Source organism: Variovorax sp. V118 (assembly GCF_041154445.1).
Classification (GTDB): domain Bacteria; phylum Pseudomonadota; class Gammaproteobacteria; order Burkholderiales; family Burkholderiaceae_C; genus Variovorax; species Variovorax boronicumulans.
On the sequence record NZ_AP028663.1, the window covers coordinates 1,251,584 to 1,273,307 of the forward strand.

Annotated in this window: 19 protein-coding genes; 9 read left to right on the forward strand and 10 right to left on the reverse strand. The window is 70.1% G+C overall.

Annotated features, from left to right (window positions below):
• The first annotated feature begins 32 nt into the window (after positions 1-32).
• From ACAM52_RS05775 to ACAM52_RS05790, 4 genes are read left to right on the forward strand one after another with little or no spacing between them, the layout of a single operon-like run.
• Positions 33-860: an SDR family oxidoreductase gene (locus tag ACAM52_RS05775; RefSeq protein ID WP_369646403.1), complete on the forward strand. Its 828-nt coding sequence runs from the start codon at positions 33-35 to the stop codon at positions 858-860.
• Positions 857-2,194 carry a flavin-containing monooxygenase gene (locus ACAM52_RS05780; protein ID WP_369646404.1) on the forward strand — a complete coding sequence of 446 codons (1,338 nt, stop codon included), beginning with the start codon at positions 857-859 and terminating at the stop codon, positions 2,192-2,194. Before ACAM52_RS05775 ends, ACAM52_RS05780 begins: the two co-directional genes overlap by 4 nt.
• Before the next feature lie 26 nt (positions 2,195-2,220).
• Positions 2,221-3,123, forward strand: coding sequence for a bile acid:sodium symporter family protein (locus ACAM52_RS05785; protein ID WP_369646405.1), 903 nt, complete (start codon positions 2,221-2,223; stop codon positions 3,121-3,123).
• Positions 3,120-4,118 carry an SDR family oxidoreductase gene (locus tag ACAM52_RS05790; protein WP_369646406.1) on the forward strand — a complete coding sequence of 333 codons (999 nt, stop codon included), beginning with the start codon at positions 3,120-3,122 and terminating at the stop codon, positions 4,116-4,118. Before ACAM52_RS05785 ends, ACAM52_RS05790 begins: the two co-directional genes overlap by 4 nt.
• Here the strand turns inward: ACAM52_RS05790 and ACAM52_RS05795 are convergent.
• Entirely contained in the window at positions 4,105-5,016 is a 912-nt protein-coding gene (locus ACAM52_RS05795; RefSeq protein ID WP_369646407.1) for a LysR family transcriptional regulator, read from the reverse strand. The genes ACAM52_RS05790 and ACAM52_RS05795 overlap by 14 nt on opposite strands.
• A gap of 101 nt (positions 5,017-5,117) precedes the next feature.
• Between ACAM52_RS05795 and ACAM52_RS05800 the strand changes: the two genes are divergently transcribed.
• On the forward strand, positions 5,118-5,879 hold the full coding sequence (locus tag ACAM52_RS05800) for a sulfite exporter TauE/SafE family protein (RefSeq protein ID WP_369646408.1): 762 nt from the start codon (positions 5,118-5,120) through the stop codon (positions 5,877-5,879).
• Positions 5,880-5,891: 12 nt separating this feature from the next.
• Here ACAM52_RS05800 and ACAM52_RS05805 read toward each other — a convergent pair whose 3' ends face one another.
• From ACAM52_RS05805 to ACAM52_RS05830, 6 genes are all read right to left on the reverse strand, one after another.
• Entirely contained in the window at positions 5,892-6,383 is a 492-nt protein-coding gene (locus ACAM52_RS05805; RefSeq protein WP_369646409.1) for an NUDIX domain-containing protein, read from the reverse strand.
• A gap of 12 nt (positions 6,384-6,395) precedes the next feature.
• Positions 6,396-6,845, reverse strand: a complete 450-nt coding sequence (locus tag ACAM52_RS05810; RefSeq protein WP_062476513.1) for a GatB/YqeY domain-containing protein — start codon at positions 6,843-6,845, stop codon at positions 6,396-6,398.
• 111 nt (positions 6,846-6,956) lie between these two features.
• Positions 6,957-7,169 carry a 30S ribosomal protein S21 gene (gene rpsU / locus ACAM52_RS05815; RefSeq protein ID WP_007833691.1) on the reverse strand — a complete coding sequence of 71 codons (213 nt, stop codon included), beginning with the start codon at positions 7,167-7,169 and terminating at the stop codon, positions 6,957-6,959.
• A gap of 110 nt (positions 7,170-7,279) precedes the next feature.
• On the reverse strand, positions 7,280-8,497 hold the full coding sequence (locus ACAM52_RS05820) for an NAD(P)/FAD-dependent oxidoreductase (RefSeq protein ID WP_369646410.1): 1,218 nt from the start codon (positions 8,495-8,497) through the stop codon (positions 7,280-7,282).
• Complete coding sequence (locus ACAM52_RS05825) at positions 8,494-9,279, reverse strand: YaeF family permuted papain-like enzyme (protein WP_159276073.1); 786 nt, start codon at positions 9,277-9,279, stop codon at positions 8,494-8,496. Before ACAM52_RS05825 ends, ACAM52_RS05820 begins: the two co-directional genes overlap by 4 nt.
• 2 nt (positions 9,280-9,281) lie before the next feature.
• On the reverse strand, positions 9,282-10,406 hold the full coding sequence (locus tag ACAM52_RS05830; protein ID WP_070063138.1) for a sterol desaturase family protein: 1,125 nt from the start codon (positions 10,404-10,406) through the stop codon (positions 9,282-9,284).
• A gap of 81 nt (positions 10,407-10,487) precedes the next feature.
• On the opposite strand from ACAM52_RS05830, the gene ACAM52_RS05835 reads away from it, so the two are divergent.
• The 4 genes from ACAM52_RS05835 (at position 10,488) to ACAM52_RS05850 (ending at position 17,170) form a co-directional block, all read left to right on the forward strand.
• The gene (locus ACAM52_RS05835; RefSeq protein ID WP_369646411.1) at positions 10,488-10,874 is read left to right on the forward strand and encodes a hypothetical protein; all 387 of its coding nucleotides are present in this window, start codon (positions 10,488-10,490) and stop codon (positions 10,872-10,874) included.
• 76 nt (positions 10,875-10,950) lie between these two features.
• Positions 10,951-12,183 (forward strand): TolC family protein, encoded by a 1,233-nt coding sequence (locus ACAM52_RS05840; RefSeq protein WP_369646412.1) that lies wholly within the window; start codon positions 10,951-10,953, stop codon positions 12,181-12,183.
• Positions 12,180-13,673 carry an efflux RND transporter periplasmic adaptor subunit gene (locus tag ACAM52_RS05845; protein ID WP_369646413.1) on the forward strand — a complete coding sequence of 498 codons (1,494 nt, stop codon included), beginning with the start codon at positions 12,180-12,182 and terminating at the stop codon, positions 13,671-13,673. The genes ACAM52_RS05840 and ACAM52_RS05845 overlap by 4 nt, the downstream gene beginning before the upstream one ends.
• Positions 13,670-17,170 (forward strand): CusA/CzcA family heavy metal efflux RND transporter, encoded by a 3,501-nt coding sequence (locus ACAM52_RS05850; RefSeq protein WP_369646414.1) that lies wholly within the window; start codon positions 13,670-13,672, stop codon positions 17,168-17,170. The genes ACAM52_RS05845 and ACAM52_RS05850 overlap by 4 nt, the downstream gene beginning before the upstream one ends.
• Here ACAM52_RS05850 and cobA read toward each other — a convergent pair.
• The 3 genes from cobA to ACAM52_RS05865 are packed head-to-tail and all read right to left on the reverse strand — an operon-like array spanning position 17,167 to position 21,724.
• Positions 17,167-17,973 carry a uroporphyrinogen-III C-methyltransferase gene (cobA, locus tag ACAM52_RS05855; RefSeq protein WP_095746075.1) on the reverse strand — a complete coding sequence of 269 codons (807 nt, stop codon included), beginning with the start codon at positions 17,971-17,973 and terminating at the stop codon, positions 17,167-17,169. The genes ACAM52_RS05850 and cobA overlap by 4 nt on opposite strands.
• Positions 17,970-18,875: a DNA-binding protein YbiB gene (gene ybiB, locus ACAM52_RS05860; protein ID WP_095746074.1), complete on the reverse strand. Its 906-nt coding sequence runs from the start codon at positions 18,873-18,875 to the stop codon at positions 17,970-17,972. Before ybiB ends, cobA begins: the two co-directional genes overlap by 4 nt.
• Positions 18,876-18,922: 47 nt before the next feature.
• Positions 18,923-21,724 (reverse strand): molybdopterin-dependent oxidoreductase, encoded by a 2,802-nt coding sequence (locus ACAM52_RS05865; protein ID WP_369646415.1) that lies wholly within the window; start codon positions 21,722-21,724, stop codon positions 18,923-18,925.

Sequence of the window (21,724 nt, forward strand, 5' to 3'; positions counted from 1 at the left end):
TGCCACTCGCCGCCCTGCGCGCTTCCCTGCCCATGCTCTTGCCGTTTCGCAATGTCGTTCTTACCGGTGCCTGCGGCGGCCTCGGGCAGGCGCTGGCGCGTGCGCTGATCGACGGCGGCGCGCGCGTGGCGCTGGTGGGGCTCGACACCGAACGCCTCGCGGCGCTCGCTGCCCAAGGTGAAGGGCGCTGCAAGGCCTACACGCCCGACGTGTCCGACGGCCCCGCCATGCAGGCGATGGCGGCCGACTGGATGCAGCGCTTCGGCCCGCCGGACCTCGTGATCGCCAACGCGGGCGTGGCCGGCGGCTACGACACCGCCGAGGCCGATGACCTGGCCGTGTTCCGCCGCATGCTCGAGATCAACCTGCTCGGCGCGGCCACCACTTTCCAGCCCTTCTTGCAGCCGATGCGCGGCCAGGGCCGCGGCGCGCTTGTCGGCGTGGCCAGCATCGCGGGCTGGCACGGCATGCCGGGCAACGGCGCCTACTGCGCGAGCAAGGGCGGCCTGATCCGTTATCTCGAAAGCCTGCGCGCCGAGCTGCGCGGCACGGGGCTCACGGTGCACACAGTGAGTCCGGGCTACATCCGCACCGCGCTCACGGCCGGCAACCGCTTCGCGATGCCGGGGCTGCTCGAAGCCGACGCGGCGGCGCGCCAGCTGCTGGCGGGCCTGGCGGCCCGGCGCGAAAAGATCGTGCTGCCGCGGCGCATCGGCTGGCTGTCGAAAGCGCTCGACCTGTTGCCAACGCCGCTGCATGACCGCCTGTTGCGCGGCCAGCCGCGCAAGCCGCGCGTGGGCGAGGTGGGCGCCACCGCCATCCCCGGCCTGAACTCCCAGAAAGAACCTCCCCGCCGATGACGCCTTCCGCTGCCGCCGCCACCGTTCCCACGCACGAACAGATCGCCCTCATCGGCGCCGGCCCCTCGGGCCTGGCGGGCGCCCGCAATCTGCAGAAGCTCGGCGTTCCGTTCCAGGGCTTCGAGGCGCACAGCGACGTGGGCGGCCTCTGGGACATCGACAACCCGCGCTCCACGGTCTACCACTCGGCGCACCTGATCTCGAGCAAGCGCACGACCGAATTCGCCGAGTTCCCGATGGCCGACACCGTGGCCGACTACCCGAGCCACCGCGAGCTGCGCCGCTACTTCAGCGACTTCGCCGACCACTTCGGCCTGCGCGCGCACTTTCGCTTCGGCACGCGCGTGCTGCGCGTGGAGCCGGTGAGCGATGCGCCCGACACGCGCTGGCGCGTGAGTGTCGAGGCGCCCGACGGCACCGTGGAAACCGACGAGTACAAGGGCGTGGTGATCGCCAACGGCACGCTGTCGGAGCCCAAGCACCCGCAGTTCGAAGGCCACTTCGACGGCGAGCTGCTGCACACCAGCCGCTACAAGCACGCCGAGCTTTTCAAGGACAAGCGCGTGCTGATCGTCGGTGCCGGCAACTCGGGCTGCGACATCGCGGTGGATGCGGTGCACTACGCGCGCAGCGTCGACATCTCGGTGCGGCGCGGCTACTACTTCGTGCCCAAGTACGTGTTCGGCAAGCCGGCCGACACGCTGGGCGGCAAGCGACCGCTGCCACCGTGGCTCAAGCAGAAGGTCGACGCCACCGTGCTGCAGTGGTTCACCGGCGACCCGGTGCGCTTCGGCTTTCCCAAGCCCGACTACAAGATGTACGAGTCGCACCCGGTGGTGAACTCGCTGGTGCTGCACCACGTGGGCCATGGCGACATCGGCGTGCGCGCCGACATCGCGCGGCTGGCGGGGCACACCGTGCATTTCAAGGACGGCAGCGCGCGCGACTACGACCTGATCCTCACGGCCACGGGCTACGCGCTGCACTACCCGTTCATCGACCGCGAGCTGCTCAACTGGCAGGGCATGGCGCCGCGCCTGTACCTGAACATCTTCTCGCCGCGCTTCGAGACGCTGGGCGTGCTCGGCATGATCGAGGCCAGCGGCATCGGCTGGCAGGGGCGCTACGAGCAGGCCGAGCTGCTGGCGCGCTACTTCCGCGCACAGGCCGCGGGCTCGCCCAAGGCGGCGGCGCTGCGCACGGCGGTGCAGGGGCCGCCGCCCGACCTGTCGGGCGGCTTCAAGTACCTGCAGCTGGAGCGCATGGCCTACTACGTGCACAAGGACACCTACCGCGCGGCCGTGCGCCAGGCCGCTGCCGCACTGGCCGACTGATCGTCTTTCTACAAGGGGTTCCGCGCATGCTGCCTGTCGACGAGATCCGCCTGCACTTCAACCCGGCCTCGCTGGTGCTGCTCAACGTGGTGCTGGGCTTCCTGATGTTCGGCATTGCGCTGGACACGCGCATCGATGACTTCAAGCGCGTGGCGCGCATGCCCGGTGCGATGGCGGTGGGCATCGGTGCGCAGTTCGTGGTGCTGCCGGCCGTGACCTTCGTGCTCACGCTGATCCTGCAGCCGAGCCCGAGCATCGCGCTGGGCATGATCCTCGTGGCCTGTTGCCCGCCGGGCAACATCTCGCAGATCCTCACGCACCGCGCGGGCGGCAACGTGGCGCTGTCGGTGTCGATGACGGCCATCTCGAACGCGCTGTCGATCGTGGTGATGCCGCTGAACTTCGCGTTCTGGGGCGGCCTGCATCCCACGGCTTCGGTGCTGCTCAAGACCATCGCGCTCGACCCTTTCGACATGCTGGGCCACATCGTGATGATCATCGGCATTCCCTTTGTGCTGGGCGTGGCCTGCGCGCACAAGCTGCCTGGGCTCACGGCGCGCATCAAGAAGCCGGCGCGCATCCTGAGCTTCCTGGCGCTGATCGCCTTCATCGTCGGCGCCATCGCGGGCAACTGGCGCTACTTCCTCGACTACGTGGGGCTGGTGCTGATGGCCGTGGTGATCCACGACGCGCTGGCCTTCGGCACCGGCTACCTGTGCGCGCGGCTTTCGGGGCTGGGCGACTACGACCGGCGCGCGGTGGCCATCGAAGTCGGCATCCGCAACGCGGGGCTCGGGCTGGTGCTGATCTTCAGCTTCTTCGGCGGGCTCGGCGGCATGGCCGTGGTGGCCGGCGTGTGGGGCTTCTGGGACATCATCGCGGGCCTGGCGCTCGCGAGCTGGTGGGGGCGCAAGCCTGCGACGCCATGAGCGACACCTGGAAGGCGTCCGCGCGGCGCGTGCTGGTGACAGGTGGTGACGGGTTTCTCGGGCGCAGCGTGCTCGCAGTGCTGGCCGCGCAAGGCACCTTCGAGACGCTGGTGGCACTCGACGTGCGCGAAGTGCCCGCCGAGCGTCGGCTGCCCGGCGTGGCCTACTTGCAGCAGGACGTGCGCGACGACGGCATCGCCGACGTGCTCGCCGAACACGCGATCGACACGGTGGTGCACCTCGCGTCCATCGTCACGCCCGGCAAGGACTCGAACCGCGCCTTCGAGCATTCGGTCGACGTGGGCGGCACGCGCAACGTGCTCGACGCCTGCGTGGCGCGCGGCGTGGGGCACATCGTGGTGTCGTCGAGCGGCGCGGCCTACGGCTACCACGCGGACAACCCGGCCTGGATCACCGAGTCGCAGCCGCTGCGCGGCAACCCGGTGTTCGCCTATGCCGACCACAAGCGGCAGGTGGAAGAGATGCTGGCCGACTGCCGCGTGCAGCATCCCGCGCTGGCGCAGACGGTGCTGCGCATCGGCACCATCCTCGGCGAGCGCGTCGACAACCAGATCACGGCGCTGTTCGAGAAGAAGCGGCTGATCGCCATCCGCGGCAGCGACAGCCCCTTCGTGTTCGTGTGGGACGAGGACGTGACCGGCGCCATCGCCCACGCGCTCGGCGGCGCGCCGCCCGGCTGCTACAACCTCGCGGGCGACGGCGCGCTCACCATCCACGAGATCGCCGCGCGCCTGGGCAAGCGCGCCATCGCCTGGCCGGCCGGCGTGCTGCAGGCGGCGCTGGCCGCGGGTTCGGCACTGGGCGTGAGCCGCTACGGGCCCGAGCAGCTCGACTTCCTGCGCTACCGGCCGGTGCTGCTGAACACTGCGCTGAAGACCCAGTTCGGCTACGTGCCGCGCAAGACCAGCCGCGAAGCCTTCGAGGCCTTCATTGCGGCGCGTGCGCGGCAGGGGCGGCCGGTCACTTGCGCGTAGCCTCCGCCGGCGGCGGTGGCGCGGTCAGGTAGTCGAGCATGCGCCGCGCATTGAGCGGCAGGTCTTGCGACGAGCGCACGCAGGCCATCAGCGTGCGCTCGGCCCAGGGGTCGGCGAGCGAGGCGCGCGCGATCTTCATCGAACGGGCGCAGCGCTCGGCCGCGGTCTGCGGCACGATGCCCACGCCGATGCCGTACTCGACCATGCGGCACACGGCCTCGAAGTTGCGCACGCGCACGCGGTAGGCCAGGTGCCTGGCGAGCGCGCGCACGTGCCCGGTGATCAGCTGCTGCAGCGCGCTGTCGGCGGGCAGGCCGACGAACTCGCTGTCGACCACCTCGGCCAGGTGCACGCGGCGCCGGCTGGCCAGCGCGTGGCCGCGCGGCATCACCAGCACGAGGTCGTCGCGGCGGAAGGGGTGGCATTCGAGGCCGTCGCTCTCGATGGCGTCGGAGACGATGCCGATGTCGCACAGGCCGCTGCGCAGGGCCTCCACGGTGTCGGGGCTGGCGCGCTCCTCGAGGTCGACCGAGATGCGCGGATGCTCGGCCAGGAAGCGGCTCAGCACCTCGGGCAGGTGCTCGGTGAGTGCCGAGGTGCCGCACATGAAGCGCACGTGGCCCTTGAGGCCCTGGCCGTACTCGCCGAGCTCGCCGCGCAGCCGCTCCATCTGCTGCAGCACGACGCGCGCATGGTGCAGCAGCGTGCGCCCGGCCTCGGTGGGGCGCACGCCCTGCGCATGGCGCGTGAGCAGCGGCGTGCCGAGCGCGTCTTCCATGCCGCGCACGCGCTGGCTGGCCGAGGCCAGCGTCATGTGCGAGCGGCCGGCGCCGGCCGTGAGGCTGCCGGCTTCGACGACGTGGAGAAAGAGCCGCAGGTCGGTCAGATCGAATCGCATGGTGAGCCGCAAGGTAGCACGCCAGCCTCAGCCTGTGCCTGAGGCTGGCTGCGCGAAAGCCGCATTTCCAGCCGGTGAGTCGGTCGGCAGACTCCGCGGCGATGACGATTTCCAACGATGCAATGGGCCTGTGGGCGGCGGCGGCCGCGGTGTTCCTGCTGGCCGGCCTGATCAAGGGCGTGATCGGCCTGGGGCTGCCGACCGTGGCGATGGCGCTGCTCGCGCTGTGGATGTCGCCCGCGCAGGCGGCGGCGCTGCTGATCGTGCCGTCGCTGGTCACCAACCTCTGGCAGACCGGGCCGCGCGCGAGCTTCGGCGCGGTGTTCCGCCGCATCGGTCGCATGCAGGCCGGCGTCGTGGTGGGCACGCTCGCCGGGGCGTGGTGGCTGGGCGTACCGGCCGGGGCCTGGGCCTCGCTGGCGCTGGGCGTGGCGCTGGTGATCTATGCGCTGTGGGGGCTGACGGGGCGGCAGCTGCACGTGAGCGACGCACAGGCGCGCTGGCTGGGACCCGTGGTGGGCGCCGCGACGGGGCTGGTGACGTCCGTGACCGGCGTGTTCGCGGTGCCGGCCGTGCCGTACCTGCAGGCGCTGGGCTTCCAGCGCGATGCGCTGATCCAGGCGATGGGCATCTCGTTCACCACCTCGACCGTGGTGCTGGCCCTGGGGCTGGCGGCCAACGGAAGCTACCCGGCGGCGGTGCTGGGCGGGTCGCTGGCGATGCTGGTGCCGGCCGTCGGCGGCATGGTGCTGGGCACCTGGCTGCGGCAGCGGTTGCCGGTGGCCGTGTTCCGGCGCTGCTTCCTGATCGGGCTGACGCTGCTGGGGGCGTACATGGCGCTGCGCGCCGTCATGTCCGCCTGATCCCGTGATCGATCAGTTGGCGGCCAGCAGGGCCGCGCGCACGCGCTCGATGGTCTGGCGGTAGGGCAGGGCGAAGTCCTCGATGGCCGCGTCGGCGTCGAGCCAGCGGAACGAGAACACCAGGCCTTCTTCTTCGGGGCTGCCCGTGGCCATGTGCTCGAAGGTCTCGGGCAGGGCGCGGTGGTCGCGCATCAGGAAGATGTGCCAGCGCTGCGGGTGGCGGTGCGTGTTGCCTTCGACGCCGGCTTCGCATTCGCGCTCCAGCGTGCCCAGCGACTCCAGCCGGCCGGCGAACACCAGGCCCGACTCTTCGAGCAGCTCGCGCCGCACGGCCGCCTCGGGCGACTCGCCGGGCTCGATGGTGCCCTTGGGCAGCTGCATGTTGCCGTCCTCGGGATGACGGAACACCAGCAGCCGGCCCTGCGCATCGACCAGGCAGGCGCAGGCCTTCGGGATCGTTGCGACGGGCGCGGCGCCGAGCGGGCTGCTGCTGCCGTTCTTCATGGCGGTGGCCGCTCAGGCGCCCGTGAGGGCGGCCTTGACCGCGGCGCTGACCTGACCCATGTCGGCCTTGCCGGCCAGGCGGGTCTTGACCACGCCCATCACCTTGCCCATGTCGCCGGGGCCCGAGGCGCCCAGTTCGGCCACGATGGCCTTCACCGCGGCGGCCGTTTCATCGGCGCTCATGCGCTGGGGCAGGTAGACCTCGAGCACCTTGATCTCGGCGGCTTCCTTGTCGGCCAGGTCGGCGCGGCCACCCGTGGTGAACGCGGCGATCGAGTCCTTGCGCTGCTTGACCATCTTGTCGACGATGGCCACGACCATGGCGTCGTCGAGCTCCACGCGCTCGTCGACTTCCTTCTGCTTCATGGCGGCGAGCAGCAGGCGGATGGTGGCCAGGCGCTCCGAGTCCTTGGCGCGCATCGCCGTCTTCATGTCTTCGGTGATTTGTTCTTTGAGAGTCATTCTTCGCAACCTTTCGGAAAAAACAAAAGCCGCGGCAGGTTTCCCTGGCGCGGCTGGTGCAACGGGGCGCTGGCGAGGACTTTCGTCGGGGCCAGCTGCCCTGGGCGTTGCTTAGTACAGCTTCTTGGGGAGCTGCATGCTGCGCACGCGCTTGTAGTGGCGCTTGACCGCAGCTGCCTTCTTGCGCTTGCGCTCGGCCGTCGGCTTCTCGTAGAACTCGCGGGCGCGCAGGTCGGTCAGCAGGCCGAGCTTTTCGATGGTGCGCTTGAAGCGACGCAGGGCGACGTCGAAGGGCTCGTTTTCTTTAACGCGGATGGTGGTCATTGATGAATCGTTGAAATGGATTTGGCCGGGGGAGATCGAGGCCCCAAGCCGGGGTTCCTCAACTGAAAACTTTTTGCGGCCGTTGAGGGAAGGCCAGAGTTAGCCCGCGATTATAGCGCGGTTGCGCACGCATGTGCGCTCGCCCACGCCCATTGGAAGTTGTATCCGCCCAACCAGCCGGTCACATCGACCACTTCGCCGATGAAATACAGGCCCGGCTGCTTCGATTCCATGGTCTGGGACGACAGATCGCGGGTGTCGACGCCGCCCGCCGTCACCTCGGCCTTCTTGTAGCCTTCGGTGCCGCTGGGGGTGATCTGCCAGCGGGCGATGCGCTCGGACAGCGCCGCCAGCGCCTTGTCGGTCGCTTCGTTGACCGGACGCTGCAGGGCCGGGTCTTCGCCGACCCAGGCGTCGGCCAGCCGCGAGGGCACCAGCGCGGCCAGTTCGTTGGCGATGCGTTTCTTGGAGCGCCGTTTGGCGTCTGACAGCGACTCGGCCACGTCCATGCCGGGCGCGAAGTCCAACGTCAGCAGGGCGCCGGGCTTCCAGTAGCTCGAAATCTGCAGCACCGCCGGGCCCGACAGGCCGCGGTGGGTGAACAGCAGGTCTTCCAGGAAGGCCATCTTGTCCTTCTTGCCGCCGGTCTCGATGCGCACCGGCAGCGCCAGCCCGGCCAGGCCGGCGTAGGGCGCCCAGGCGTCGCCGCCGAAGGTCAGCGGCACGAGCGCCGGACGAGGCGTGACCAGGCGCAGGCCGAACTGCTCGGCGAGCCGGTAGCCGAAGTCGCTCGCACCAATCTGGGGAATCGACAGGCCGCCGGTGGCCACCACGAGCTTGGGCGTGTCGATCGGACCGCGCGTGCTACTGATTTGGTAGCGCCCGTCGACAAAGGCAATGTCGCCGAGCTTGCACGGCTGCCAGCGTTCGACGTTGCCGGCGGCGCACTCGGCCAGCAGCATGTCGACGATCTGCTGCGAGGAGCCGTCGCAGAACAGCTGGCCCTTGTGCTTCTCGTGGTACGCGATGCCGTGGCGCTGCACCATGTCGATGAACTGCTGCGGCGCGTAGCGCGAGAGCGCCGAACGGCAGAAATTCGGGTTGTCACCGACGAAATGGCGCTGCGGCGCGCGCACGTCGAGGTCGCGGTTGGTGAAGTTGGCGCGGCCGCCACCCGAGATGCGGATCTTTTCGCCGACCTTCTCGCTGTGGTCGACCAGCAGCACGCGCAGGCCGCGCTGGCCCGCCAGTGCGGCGCAAAAAAGACCGGCGGCGCCGGCACCGACGACAACGACGTCAAAGGAAGAAGAGGGAGGAGAAGAGCTCAAGCGGGTCCGTCCGCCGCCAGCACCGGCGGCGGGTTGTATTTGAGGTGGCCCACGTAGCGCAGCGGCTGCGTGGCGGCGATCGAGGGCACATCGCCCTCGCGCATGTGGAGCAGGTCGGCCGGGCTCACCCAGCGCGGGTCGGCGTCGGTGATCGGCACGCCGGCCTGGCGGTAGGCCTCCAGCACGAACTGGGAGCAGAAGAACTGGTCGTTGCGGCTGGCGCCCAGCTGCACCGTGGCCAGGCCGCTGATGCAGTACGCGCTGACGGCCGAGGGGATCAGCGGCAGCTCGCACAGCCGGCGGTTCAGCACGAAGGGTGCGTTCAGCAGCACGCCGGCGGTGTTGTAGCGGGTGCCGACCTGCGAGTGCGCCCACTCGCGCATCTTCTCGACGTCGGCCTCGACGAGGCCCGGCACGCGAAAGGCCACGACCATCTGCTCTTCGTCGACCACCTCGGCCAGCGGCCGCGCGCGCACGCCGGTGCCCACGGCCTCGGCGATCTGGCCGTCACCCAGGTAGAGCACGGCATGGCTCACGGGCGAGAAGGTGCCCAGGCGGATGCCGAAGGAGTTCACCGTGGCGATCGAGGTCAGCAGGATGTCGCCGGGCGCCAGCACCTCGGCGCCGATCAGCTCGCCGCCGTTGCCGGGGGCGATCACCGAGCTTTGCACGCGCAGGCGCAGGCCCGAGGTTTCGGAGGGCATCTCGATGCGCGTGGCGCAGGCCGAGAGCAAGAGCGGCAGCGCCGCGGCGAGCGCCACGGCGCGAAGAAGGGAGGCCATGGTCATCCCTTCCACACGAACGGGAACTTCAGCTGCTTGAAGAAGCCGTTGGGCACGTAGTCGCCCAGCACGCCGTATTTCTCGGGCCAGAGCTTGGTGCTCTTCACCGCGGTGCCGAAGAGGTAGTCGAGGAAGGCGTAGTGCGCCGCGTAGTTCTTGTCGAGTGCCTCGATGTCCTGGCTGTGGTGCCAGTGGTGGAAGTTGGGCGTCACGATCAGGTAGCGCAGCGGGCCCAGGCGCACGCTCACGTTGCAGTGGTTGAACACCGCCTGGAAGCCGACCACCACGATGTAGGCGTCGATCACGTCCTTGCTGAAGCCCAGCACGTAGATGGGCGCCAGCACCAGCGTGCGCGTGATCAGCAGCTCCAGGATGTGCTGGCGCGAGCCCGCCATCCAGTCCATGCTCTTCACGCTGTGGTGCACCGCGTGCAGGCGCCACAGCACCGGCACCTCGTGGTACGCGCGGTGCGTCCAGTACTGCACGAGATCGGCCACCAGGATGATCAGCAGGATGCCGGCCCAGAACGGCAGGTTGCTCACCCAGCCGCGGATGCCGTCGTTGGCGGCCCAGCCGAAGAGCTTGTGCACCATGAGGTTGGTGGCCAGCAGCACGAAGCCCACGATCATGTGGTTCACCACGAAGTGGTGGAAGTCGGTCTGCCACTCTTCGCGAAACACCGGCTGGTCCTTGCGCAGCGCAAAGAGCTTCTCGATGAAGATGAAGATCAGCGACGAGCCCAGGAGGTCGAGGATGAACCAATCGAGCCCGATGTACGGCGTGTGGTCCGCGAAGTCGTGCACCGGCACCTTGTGCCCGCCCAGCAGCGCCGACACCGCCACCAGCAGGAACGCGGCCGACGAGAGCCAGCGCGAGCGGTTGAAGATGATGTTGACCAGCGAGAGCCCGCCCGCAATGACCAGCGCGGTGAGCAGGATGACGCGCATCACGTCGACGTTGTAGCTCTTGCGCAGCTCGGGCGTCGTCAGGTACTGCGGGAAGTGGAAGGCCAGCACGCCCAGGAAGCACAGGGCGGCGAGGCTGAAGGCGATGGTGCCCGTGACCAGACCGCGCCCGCGGCGCAGCTCGCCGTGGCTTTCGGTGAATTCGTTGAGTTTGTCGAGCATCCCTGCCTCTTCCTTCTTGTTCGTTGGGCCGGGCGGGATTTTAGGCGGCGCCCGGACGGCGGCGCTACACTGCGCCTCCTCATGGCCCGCCGCTCTCTCCGTCGCTGCACGACCGCGATTTTCGTGGTCCTGTCGCTGCTGTTCTCGCAGCTGGCGCTGGCAGGCTATGTCTGCCCCGGCGCGTCGGACAGCCCGGGTTCGATGGCCGACATGATGGCGTCGGGCGAGCCCTGCGAAGGCATGGACATGGCCCAGCCGGTGCTGTGCTTCCAGCACGCCGCCGACCTGTCGCTGTCCTTCGAGCCGGTGAAGCTGACCACGCCTTCGCTGCCGGCCATCGTGCAGCTCGTGGTGATGCCCCTGGTGCTGGTGTCGGAAGGCCACGTCCTTCCGCCGCAGGCCGTGCCGGAGCGGCAGCATCCACCGCCCGATCCCGTTTTTCTCGCCACGCGCAGACTGCGCGTCTGACATCTCCGTCGACTGACCGGTGCTGGTGCGGCGCGTCCGCCTGCCAGCGATTCGCTCGTTCGTTTGCGGAGTTTTCATGTTCATTTCCTTTTCGCGCGCGGCCGCCTGGGCTGCCGCATTGCTGCCGTACCTGGCGACGGCGGCCCCCCTGTCCCTTGAGGACGCGCTTCAGCGGGCGACGCAACGCTCCGAAGCCACCCGCGCCGCCCGTGCCGGCGTCGCCAGCGCCACGGCGGCGGCCTCCGCGGCCCCGCAGCTTCCCGACCCCACGCTGCGCATCGGCGTCGACAACCTGCCCGCGACGGGCGCGGACCGTTTCCACACCACGCGCGACTCGATGACGATGAAGCGCATCGGCCTCAGCCAGGAATGGCTGTCCGCCGACAAGCGCGCCGCGCGGCAGGCCGCCGCCGAGGCGTCGGTCGGCCTGGAGGCGGTGCGGGTGCAGGCCGCCGTGGCCGACACCCGCAGGCAGGCCGCGCTCGCCTACGTGGACGCCTTCTACGCCGGCGAGAGCGTCAAGCTCGCACGGCGCATGGAGCACCACGCGCACGAAGAACTGGAGGCCTCGCGCGCACGCCTGTCATCGGCCGCGGGGAGCAGCCAGGACGTGCTGGCGCTGGCCGGCGCCAGAGGCATCGCGGAAGACGAGACGGCCGACCTCCTGCTGCAGCTGGAAGCCGCCAGCGTCGCCTTCCAGCGCTGGGTCGGCGTGCCGCCCGACGAACTGCGGTCTCCGGGCGCCATCGCCGTGACCTCCGAAGCCGCCTACGTGGCCGCGCACCCCACGGTCGCAGCCCTGCAGCGCGATGTCGACGTGGCCAGGCAGACGGCGGCCGTCACTGCGTCCAATCGCAAGCCGAACTGGACCTGGGAGCTCGCCTATGGCCAGCGCACCGGCTACGCCGACATGGTGTCGGTGGGCCTGAGCATTCCGCTGCCCGTCGCACCCGGTGAGCGGCAGGACCGGGACACCGCCGCCAAGCTCGCGTTGGTCGAGAAAGCCGAGGCCGACCTGGCCGAAGCCACCCGGGCCGCGACCGCCGAGTACCAGGCGCTGCGCAGCGATGCGCAACGCCTGCAGCAACGCATCGACCGCTACCGCTCGGGCGTGGTCGTTTCGGCCGGCCAGAGAACCGCGGCCGCAACGGCGGCCTACCGGTCGAACCAGGGCAGCCTCGTCACGCTGTTCGAGGCGCGGCATGCCGAAGTCGAAGCGCAGCGCAAGCTGCTGACGCTGCAGCGCGACCTGGCCAGAACCCACGTCCAACTGGCCTTCCGGCCGCTCACCACCGAGGGGGCCCCATGAACCGTACACGCACGATCGGCGCAGCGTTGCTGGCCGCCCTGTTGCTCGGCGCAGGCGCCTTCTACCTGGGGCGCACGACCGCCCCGTCCACGGAGGCGCCGGCGACCACGCCGTCCACCACGGACGGCCGCAAGGTCCTCTACTGGCACGACCCCATGGTGCCGGGCCCGCGCTTCGACAAGCCCGGCAAGTCGCCCTTCATGGACATGCAGCTGGTGCCCATGTACGCCGACAGCGCCACCGGCAAGGGCAACGAAGGCGGCGTGCAGGTGAGCCCCACGGTCCAGCAGAACCTCGGCATCCGGTATGCCGGCGTGCGGCGGGTGGAAACCGCCGCGGCCTTCGATGCGGTCGGTGCCGTGCAGTTCGACGAGCGGCTCAACGTCGTCGTGCAGACGCGCGTGGCGGGCTACGTCGAGCGCCTGTCGGTCCGCGCGCCGATGGAGCGCGTGCGCAAGGGGCAGGCGTTGGCGACGGTCTTCGCACCCGAATGGCTGGGCCCGCAGAACGAATGGCTGGCCCTCCAGCGATCGGGTGTTTCCGCCGACCTCGTTGCGGCCGCGCGTGATCGCATGCGGGCCCTGTCCATCCCCGCCGAGCTCATCCGCCGCAGCGAGGAAACCGGCACGGCGCAGGCGCGCTACGTGCTCACCGCGCCGTCCGACGGCGTGGTGGCCGAGCTGGGCGTGCGCGAAGGCGTCGCCGTCACGCCTGGCATGACGCTGTTCCGCATCGCGGGCCTGGAGAAGGTCTGGGCGGTGGCCGAGATTCTGGAAGCGCAAGCCGTGCGGCTCGCGCGCGGCCAGAAGGTCAGGGCGGTCCTCCAGGCCGACGCCGCCCAGTCGTTCGACGGCACGCTCGACGAGATCCTTCCCGAGGTCAGCGCAACCACCCGCACACTGAAAGCCCGCTTCGAAGTCGACAACAAGAACGGGAAGCTCACGCCCGGCATGCTGCTGCGCCTGCAGGTGACGGGGCCCGCCAGCACCCGGCTGGTCGTGCCGTCCGAAGCCGTCATCCGCACCGGCAAGCGCGCGGTCGTCATCGTGCGCAAGGCCGACGGCGCGTTCGAGCCGCGCGACGTATCACTGGGCGCGGACCTGGGCGACGACACCGAGATCGTCTCCGGCCTGAACGAAGGCGACCAGGTCGTGGCCAGCGGCCAGTTCCTCATCGACTCGGAAGCCCGACTGCGGTCGGTGCTGGGCAGCATGGCATCGCCTGCGGTCACGGCCGCAGCGCCGGCTGCCGTGCTGCACCAGGCCGAAGGCAAGGTCGAAAGCGTGGCGCCCGACGGCCTCACGATCTCGCACGGCCCTGTCGCCACGCTCAAATGGCCGTCGATGACGATGGGCTTTGCGAAGGCATCGCCCGAGGCGTTCCCGGACATCCGGCCCGGCGACCTGGTCCGCTTCGAGTTCAAGGAGGGCGGCCCCACGGGCTACGAGCTGGTCTCCGTGCAGCGCATGCCACAGGGCGCCAAGCGATGATCGCCGCCGTCATCCGCTGGTCGATCGGCAACCGCTTCCTGGTGCTGATCTCGACCCTGTTCCTGGTGGCCGCGGGGTGGTGGTCGGTGGTGCGCACGCCGCTCGATGCGCTGCCCGACCTGTCGGACACGCAGGTCATCATCCGCACGCCTTTCCCCGGCAAGGCGCCCCAGGTGGTCGAAGACCTCGTCACCTACCCGCTGACCACCACCATGCTCAGCGTGCCCGGCGCGAAGACCGTGCGCGGCTACTCGTTCTTCGGTGATTCGTTCGTCTACGTGCTGTTCGACGACAAGACCGATCCGTACTGGGCGCGCTCGCGCGTCGTCGAATATCTCAACCAGGTGCAGGGCCGGTTGCCTGCCGGCGCCAACGCCTCGCTGGGCCCCGATGCCACGGGCGTAGGCTGGGTCTACGAGTACGCGCTGGTCGACCGCACCGGCACGCGCGACATCGGGCAGCTGCGCGCACTGAACGACTGGTTCCTCAAGTTCGAGCTCAAGACCGTGCCCGACGTGGCCGAGGTCGCCAGCATCGGCGGCATGGTGCGCCAGTACCAGGTGGTGCTCGACCCCGACCGCATGCGCGCGCTGGGCATCACGCAGCAGGCGGTCGTGGCGGCGCTGCAGAAGGCCAACCAGGCCTCGGGCGGCTCGGTCGTGGAGCTCGCCGAGGCCGAGTACATGGTGCGTTCGCGCGGCTACCTGCGTTCGCTGGACGACTTCCGCACCATCCCGCTGACCGTGACGGGCGCCACGCCGGTGCTGCTGCGCGACGTGGCCACCGTGCAGATCGGCCCCGAGATGCGCCGCGGCATCGCCGAACTCGACGGCGAAGGCGAGGTGGCCGGCGGCGTGATCGTCATGCGCTCGGGAAAGAACGCGCGCTCGACCATCGAGGCCGTCAAGGCCAAGCTCGATGCGCTCCAACCCGGCCTGCCGGCTGGCGTCGAGATCGTGCCCACCTACGACCGCTCGCTGCTGATCGACCGCGCCGTCGACAACCTGCGCGGCAAGCTGATCGAGGAGTTCATCGTGGTGGCGCTGGTCTGCGCGGTCTTCCTGTTCCACCTGCGTTCGGCGCTCGTGGCGGTGGTGGCCTTGCCGATCGGCGTGCTGGCGGCCTTCATCGTGATGCACTGGCAGGGCGTCAACGCCAACATCATGTCGCTGGGCGGCATCGCGATCGCGATCGGGGCGATGGTGGACGGCGCCATCGTGATGGTCGAGAACGTGCACAAGCACATCGAGGCCTTCGAGACGACGCAGGGCCGGCAGCCGACGGTGGGAGAGCGATGGCGGCTGGTGGCCGACGCGTCGGTGGAGGTCGGGCCGGCGCTGTTCTTCTCGCTGCTGGTGATCACGCTGTCCTTCGTGCCCGTGTTCTCGCTCGAGGCGCAGGAGGGGCGGCTGTTCTCGCCGCTGGCCTTCACCAAGACCTATGCGATGGCCGCTGCGGCGGGCCTGTCGGTGACGCTGATCCCGGTGCTCATGGGCTACCTGGTGCGCGGGCGCATTCCGCACGAAGGCGCCAACCCCGTGAACCGCTTCCTGATGGCCGTGTACCGGCCCGCGCTGGAGCTGGTGCTGCGCTTTCCCAAGGGAACGCTGGCCGTTGCTGCGGTGCTGCTGGCGCTGACCGTGGTGCCGCTGATGCGCCTGGGCGGCGAGTTCATGCCGCCGCTGGACGAGGGCGACCTGCTCTACATGCCGTCGGCGCTGCCCGGGCTGTCGGTGTCGAAAGCCGCCGAGTTGCTGCAGCAGACCGACCGCCTCATCAAGACCGTGCCCGAGGTCGCGCGCGTGTTCGGCAAGGCCGGCCGCGCGGACACCGCGACCGACCCGGCGCCGCTCGAGATGTTCGAGACCACCATCCAGTTCAAGCCGAAGGCGCAATGGCGCGCCGGCATGACGCCCGACCGGCTGGTCGAGGAACTCGACCGTGCCGTCAAGGTGCCGGGCCTGACCAACGTGTGGGTGCCGCCCATCCGCAACCGCATCGACATGCTGGCCACGGGCATCAAGAGCCCGGTCGGCATCAAGGTGGCGGGGGCGGACCTGGCCACCATCGACGCGCTCACCACGCAGATCGAGGCGGCGGTGAAGGGCGTGCCTGGCGTGTCGTCGGCGCTGGCGGAGCGGCTCACCGGCGGGCGCTACATCGACGTTGATGTCGACCGGCTGGCAGCCGCGCGCTACGGCCTCTCGGTGGCCGATGTGCAGGCCGTGGTGTCCACGGCCATCGGCGGCGAGAACGTGGGCGAAGTGATCCAGGGGCGCGAGCGCTATCCGATCAACGTGCGTTATCCGCGCGAAGTTCGCGATTCGCTCGAGCGGCTGCGGCAACTGCCCTTCGTGACCGACAAGGGCGCGCAGCTTCTGCTCGGCGACGTTGCACGCATCACCATCGAGGACGGCCCGCCGATGCTGCGCAGCGAGAACGCGCGGCTCTCGGGCTGGGTCTACGTCGACGTGCGCGGGCGCGACCTGCGCTCCGCCGTCCACGACATGCAGGCGGCGGTCGATCAGGCCGTGAAGATGCCCGCGGGCTATGCGGTGTCATGGTCCGGCCAGTTCGAGTACCTGGCGCGCGCGACCGAGCGGCTGAAGCTGGTCGTGCCGGCCACGCTGGCGGTGATCTTCGTGCTGCTGTACCTGCTGTTCCGCTCGTTCGTCGATGCGGCGCTCGTGATGGCAGCGGTGCCGTTCTCGCTCGTCGGCGGCTTTTGGCTCATCTGGGCGCTGGGCCATTCGATCTCGGTGGCCACGGCGGTCGGCTTCATCGCGCTGGCCGGCGTGGCGGCCGAGTTCGGCGTGGTGATGCTGGTCTATCTGAAGAACGCGCTGGCACGGCGCCTCGACGCCGGCGAGCCGATGAACGACGAGACGCTCCTGGCCGCGATCCGCGAAGGCGCCGTGCTGCGCGTGCGGCCCAAGGCCATGACCGTGGCCGTCGTGATGGCCGGCCTGCTGCCCATCCTGTGGGGCAGCGGCACTGGCTCGGAGGTCATGACCCGCATTGCCGCGCCGATGGTGGGCGGCATGGTCACTGCGCCGCTGCTGAGCATGCTGGTCGTGCCCGCGGCCTGGTATCTGCTGCGCCGCCGCGCCCTTTTGTCGCCTGCTGCTGTTTCCAACCCCCCCACCTCATCAAGGAGCCACTTCATGAACTTTCTCCATCCCCTTGCCTTCGCGCTGCTCGCCGGCCTGGCCGGTGCCGCGCAGGCCCAGGCGCCGAAGAGCGACTCACCGCCCGTGAAGGCGTCCGCGCCGGGCATGCTGACCGATGCGGTGGTCCAGAAGATCGACCCGGCCCGCGGCCTGATCGTGTTGAAGCACGGCGACATCCCCAACCTGGCGATGCCGCCGATGACGATGGGTTTCGATGTGGCCGAGAAGCAGATGCTCGAACAGGTCAAGCCCGGCGACAAGGTCCGGTTTCATGTCGAGGTGGTGAAGGGCAAGCCGACCGTCACGCACCTCGAGGCTGCGCGCTAGGTGCCGAACCGGCCTGCGTCGCCCGGCTGCAGCGCGGCTGCAGCCAGCCCCTGCAGCACATCGCCCACCACGATCACCGCCGGGCTGGCCAGCCCGGCGTCGGCGATGCGGGCCTGCAGGCCCTGCAGCGTGGTCACGAGGTGGCGCTGGTGCGGCAGGCTCGCGTGCTGCACCACGGCCACGGGCGTGTCGCCCGGCAGGCCGTGCAGCAGTTCGCGCTCGATGTGGCCGGCGCCCGAGACGCCCATGTAGATCACGAGCGTGAGGCGGGCGTTGTGCGCCGTGGCGGCCAGCGCGCGCCAGTCGGTCGGGTCTTCGGCCGCGCCGGCGCCGGTCTTGGCGTGGCCGGTGACGAAGACCACGCCCTGCGCATGGTCGCGGTGCGTGAGCGGCACGCCCAGCGAGGTCACGGCGGCCAGACCGGCGGTGATGCCGTTGACCACCGCGCATTCGATGCCGGCCTCGCGCAGGTGCTCCACCTCTTCGCCGCCGCGCCCGAAGATGAACGGGTCGCCGCCCTTCAGGCGCACCACGGTCTCGCCTTCGCGCACGGCCGTGATCATGAGCCGCTCGATGAACGCCTGCGGCGTGCTCTTGCAGCCGCCGCGCTTGCCCACGTGCACGATGCGCGCGCCGGGCCGGGCGTAGGCCTGGAGCACGGCGTCGTTCACGAGGTCGTCGACCAGCAGCACCGTGGCGGCCTGGATCGCCTTGACGGCCTTGACGGTCAGCAGCTCGGGGTCGCCGGGGCCGGCGCCCACCAGCGTGCAGCGGCCGGTGATGAGGGTGGAGGGGGTGTTCATGCGTGGGAGGCCAGTTCGGTGATGTGCCTGACTTGCGTCGCGATGGCTTCGGGCACGGGAAGCTCGCCGGCCAGCACGCGCCGCGTGTACTCGGCCGTGGTGGCGACGTCGATTTCTTTCGGCAGGCCGGGCACGTCGGCGGCGGTGCCGGCAGCCTGGGCTTGGAGTTCGCTGCGCACGCCGCGCACGAAGCCGTCGATCTGCGCGGTGCGGCGCGGGTCGGAGACCACCTCGCCTTCGAGGCCGCGCGAGAGCAGGGCTGTCATGCCCGTGAGCTCGAAGGTCTCACCCATCGTGCGGGCGTATTCGGGGTGCGTGTAGCTGGCCACCACCACGCAGGGGCCGGTGGTCGGGCGCATGAGCTTGACCACGCTGTGGCCGGGGTTGCGCAGGCCCACTACGCGGCGCACGTCGAGCAGGCGCTTGAGGGCGGGGTTCAGCAGCTCGGTCGGGGCAAAGCCCACCTGGCCGGCGGCCAGGGGGGTGAGCGTGGTCATCGGGGGCATGTCCAGGGCTGAAAGCACGTTCGATGCCAGTACGCGCGAGGTTTCGCTCGCGCTGCCGTGCACCAGCACCGCCAGGCCTTCGCGGGCCAGCAGCAGCGCCAGGAGCGGCGTGAGCACCGGCAGCTTGCGCGCGCCGTTGTAGCTGGGCAGCACGATCAGCGGGCCGCCGCGGGTCGTCACGGGGTTCAGGCGCGCATGCGTGGCGTCGAGAAAGCCGGCCATCTCCTCGGGCGTTTCGCCCTTGATGCGCATCGCGAGGCAGAAGCCGCCGATCTCCAGATCGGTGACCGTGCCGTCCAGCACCTGGCCGAACAGGTCGCAGGCCTGCTCGCGCGTGAGCGGACGGGCGCCCCGCGCGCCGCGGCCGATTTCCTTGATGTAGTGGCTGATTCCCATGGGTAGGCGGATTGTCCCGCAACGCTTATGCCGGAATGTGAGTCGGCTTATGCCCCCACGGCCAGTGCCTCCGCAGGCGTCACACGGATCATCCGTTTCAACTCCGGCACGCACGACCCGCAGTTCGTCCCGCATTTCAGCGCCCCCTGCAGCGCCGCCAGCCGCTCGTCGGCGCTGCCGGTGCAGCGCACCAGCTCGGCCTCGATGGCGCGGTCGGTCACGTTGAAGCAGGCGCACACCGGCTTGCCGCGCGACTGCACGGCCACCGGCGCGCGGGCGCCTGGCGACAGCAGCAGGCGGCCGTAGCTCTGGGCCGGCAGTTCCTCGCGCAGCAGGGTGGCGATCCAGGCTTCGGCGCTGGTGTCGCCGCCCAGCAGGAAGGCCTCGAGCCCGGCGCTGCCGTCGGCGCGGCGCACCAGCCGCGCGGCGCGGCGCTGGCCGCGGCGGTGGTCGGCGTAGCGCAGGGTGTCGGCGGTCTGCAGGCCCAGCAGGGCTTCGATTTTCTCGACCAGCGCGGCGTCGGGCGCGTCGTGCGCGGCGGCGCGAAACAGGACGCCGCTGCGTTCTTCTTCGCCGGGCGCATTGCCCGCGAACGGCACGCAGGTGGCGAAGGGGAACAGCGCCATCAGCGGCTGCAGTGCGCGCTGCGCCGTGAGCGCGTCGCCGGCGGGCAGCCAGGCCATCGCCAGCAGCGACCACGGCAGCTCGGCCTTGAGGATCTTCACGGGCGTGTGCTTGAGCTCGGGCTGCTTCGAGGTCGGGCAGTAGGCCGGCGTGGTGAGCGCGTTGATGCCCGCGAGCCGCACGCCGGTCGACGAGCAGCCGCTCAGGTACTCCTCGCCCCAGTGCATGGCGACGAAGGCCTGGCTCATGCCGATCTCGGCGCTGGCGCGCGCGGGCAGCAGGATCGAGCCGCGCTTCGACGTGAGGTGCACCAGGTCGCCTTCGGCGATCTGGCGGCGTGCCATGTCCTGCGCATTCATCTGCACCACGGGCTCGGCCACGTGGCCGAACAGCTTGCCGACCGTGCCGGTGCGGCTCATGCCGTGCCACTGGTCGCGCAGCCGGCCGGTGTTCAGCGAGAAGGGAAAGCGCGCCTCGCGCGCCTCGGCCACGGGCTTGTAGGGCGTGTCGACAAAGCGCGCGCGGCCGTCGGGCGTGGGGAACACGCCGTCTTCGTACAGGCGCACGCGGCCGGTGCGCTCGCCTTCCTTCAGCGGCCATTGCTGCGGGCCGGCGTTCTCGAGCATGGCGTAGCTCAGGCCGGTGATGTCCAGGTCGCGCCCGCGTGTGGATTCGCGGTGTTCGTTCCAGACCGACTCGGCGCTCTCGTACGGGAACAGCGTGAAGGTGCGGCCCAGTTGCGCTTCGAGCCGGCGCGCGAAGGCCACGCCGATCGACCAGTCGTTGCGAGCCTGGCCCGGCGCCGGCACGGCCGGGCGCACGCGCGAGATGCGGCGCTCGCTGTTGGTCACGGTGCCTTCCTTCTCGCCCCAGGTGGTGGCGGGCAGCAGCAGGTCGGCGAAGGCGCAGGTGGCGGTGGTGGCGAAGGCTTCCTGTACCACGACGAACTCGGCGCGTTCGAGCGCGCGGCGCACCGTGGCCTGGTCGGGCATCGACTGCGCGGGGTTGGTGCAGGCGATCCACAGCGCGCGGATCTCGCCGTCGGCCGCGGCCTGGAACATCTCCACGGCCGTCTTGCCGGGCTTCTCGGGCACCGAGGGCACGCCCCACAGCGCAGCCACTTCGGCGCGGTGCTCGGGGTTGGCTAGGTCGCGGTGCGCGCTCAGCAGGTTGGCCAGGCCGCCCACCTCGCGCCCGCCCATCGCATTGGGCTGGCCCGTGAGCGAGAACGGGCCCGCGCCGGGCTTGCCGATCTGGCCCGTGGCCAGGTGCAGGTTGATGAGCGCCGCATTCTTCGCCGTGCCGCTGGACGACTGGTTCAGGCCCTGGCAATACAGGCTCAGCGTGGCGGGCGAGGTGGCGAACATCCGCGCCGCCGCGAGCAGGTCGTCCTTCGGAATGCCGCACACCTGCGCCACGGTGTCGGGCGTGCAGTCGCGCACCGTGGCCTTCAGTGCGTCGAAACCGTTGGTGCGGGCCGCGATGTAGGCGGTGTCGGTCCAGCCCTCCCACAGCATCAGGTGCAGCATGCCGTGGAACAGCATGACGTCGGTGCCGGGCTGGATCGGCAGGAACAGGTCGGCGATCTCGACCGTGTCGGTGCGGCGCGGGTCGGCCACGACGATCTTCAGCGCCGGGTTCGCGGCCTTCGCATCTTCGATGCGGCGAAACAGGATGGGGTGCGCCCACGCCGTGTTGCTGCCCACGATGAACAGGCACTCGGCGTGCTTCAGGTCGTCGTAGCAGGCCGGCGGCGCGTCGGCGCCCAGCGTCTGCTTGTAGCCGGCCACCGCGCTGCTCATGCACAGGCGCGAGTTGGTGTCGATGTTGTTGGTGCCGACCAGGCCCTTGGCCAGCTTGTTGAAGACGTAGTAGTCCTCGGTGAGCAGCTGGCCCGACACGTAGAAGCCGACCGCGTCGGGGCCGTGGTCGCGCACCACCTGCGCGAACTTGCCGGCGGCGAGGTCGAGCGCGTGGTCCCACGTCACGGGCGCGGGCGCCTCCTTGCGCGCGAGGCGCTGCAGGGGCTGCAGCAGCCGCGTCTGGCGCGTGACGGTCGCGCTGGCCGTGAGGTGCAAGGTCGAGCCCTTGGTGCACAGGCGGCCGAAGTTCGCCGGGTGGTCGGGGTCGCCGCGCACGCCGGTGATCTGGTCGCCCTGCGATTCGATGATCACGCCGCAGCCGACGCCGCAATAGGGGCAGGTGGAGCGCGTCTCCTGGGTCAT

Excerpts from the sequence above, each read along its gene's own strand:
- ACAM52_RS05810 (WP_062476513.1), bottom strand. The coding sequence starts at position 6,845 with ATGACTCTCAAAGAACAAATCACCGAAGACATGAAGACGGCGATGCGC.
- ACAM52_RS05785 (WP_369646405.1), top strand. The coding sequence starts at position 2,221 with ATGCTGCCTGTCGACGAGATCCGCCTGCACTTCAACCCGGCCTCGCTG.
- ACAM52_RS05830 (WP_070063138.1), bottom strand. The coding sequence starts at position 10,406 with ATGCTCGACAAACTCAACGAATTCACCGAAAGCCACGGCGAGCTGCGC.
- ACAM52_RS05835 (WP_369646411.1), top strand. The coding sequence starts at position 10,488 with ATGGCCCGCCGCTCTCTCCGTCGCTGCACGACCGCGATTTTCGTGGTC.
- ACAM52_RS05790 (WP_369646406.1), top strand. The coding sequence starts at position 3,120 with ATGAGCGACACCTGGAAGGCGTCCGCGCGGCGCGTGCTGGTGACAGGT.
- ACAM52_RS05840 (WP_369646412.1), top strand. The coding sequence starts at position 10,951 with ATGTTCATTTCCTTTTCGCGCGCGGCCGCCTGGGCTGCCGCATTGCTG.
- ACAM52_RS05865 (WP_369646415.1), bottom strand. The coding sequence starts at position 21,724 with ATGACCCAGGAGACGCGCTCCACCTGCCCCTATTGCGGCGTCGGCTGC.
- ACAM52_RS05805 (WP_369646409.1), bottom strand. The coding sequence starts at position 6,383 with ATGAAGAACGGCAGCAGCAGCCCGCTCGGCGCCGCGCCCGTCGCAACG.
- cobA (WP_095746075.1), bottom strand. The coding sequence starts at position 17,973 with ATGAACACCCCCTCCACCCTCATCACCGGCCGCTGCACGCTGGTGGGC.
- ACAM52_RS05775 (WP_369646403.1), top strand. The coding sequence starts at position 33 with ATGCTCTTGCCGTTTCGCAATGTCGTTCTTACCGGTGCCTGCGGCGGC.
- ACAM52_RS05850 (WP_369646414.1), top strand. The coding sequence starts at position 13,670 with ATGATCGCCGCCGTCATCCGCTGGTCGATCGGCAACCGCTTCCTGGTG.
- ACAM52_RS05845 (WP_369646413.1), top strand. The coding sequence starts at position 12,180 with ATGAACCGTACACGCACGATCGGCGCAGCGTTGCTGGCCGCCCTGTTG.
- rpsU (WP_007833691.1), bottom strand. The coding sequence starts at position 7,169 with ATGACCACCATCCGCGTTAAAGAAAACGAGCCCTTCGACGTCGCCCTG.
- ACAM52_RS05800 (WP_369646408.1), top strand. The coding sequence starts at position 5,118 with ATGACGATTTCCAACGATGCAATGGGCCTGTGGGCGGCGGCGGCCGCG.
- ACAM52_RS05795 (WP_369646407.1), bottom strand. The coding sequence starts at position 5,016 with ATGCGATTCGATCTGACCGACCTGCGGCTCTTTCTCCACGTCGTCGAA.
- ACAM52_RS05780 (WP_369646404.1), top strand. The coding sequence starts at position 857 with ATGACGCCTTCCGCTGCCGCCGCCACCGTTCCCACGCACGAACAGATC.
- ACAM52_RS05825 (WP_159276073.1), bottom strand. The coding sequence starts at position 9,279 with ATGGCCTCCCTTCTTCGCGCCGTGGCGCTCGCCGCGGCGCTGCCGCTC.
- ybiB (WP_095746074.1), bottom strand. The coding sequence starts at position 18,875 with ATGGGAATCAGCCACTACATCAAGGAAATCGGCCGCGGCGCGCGGGGC.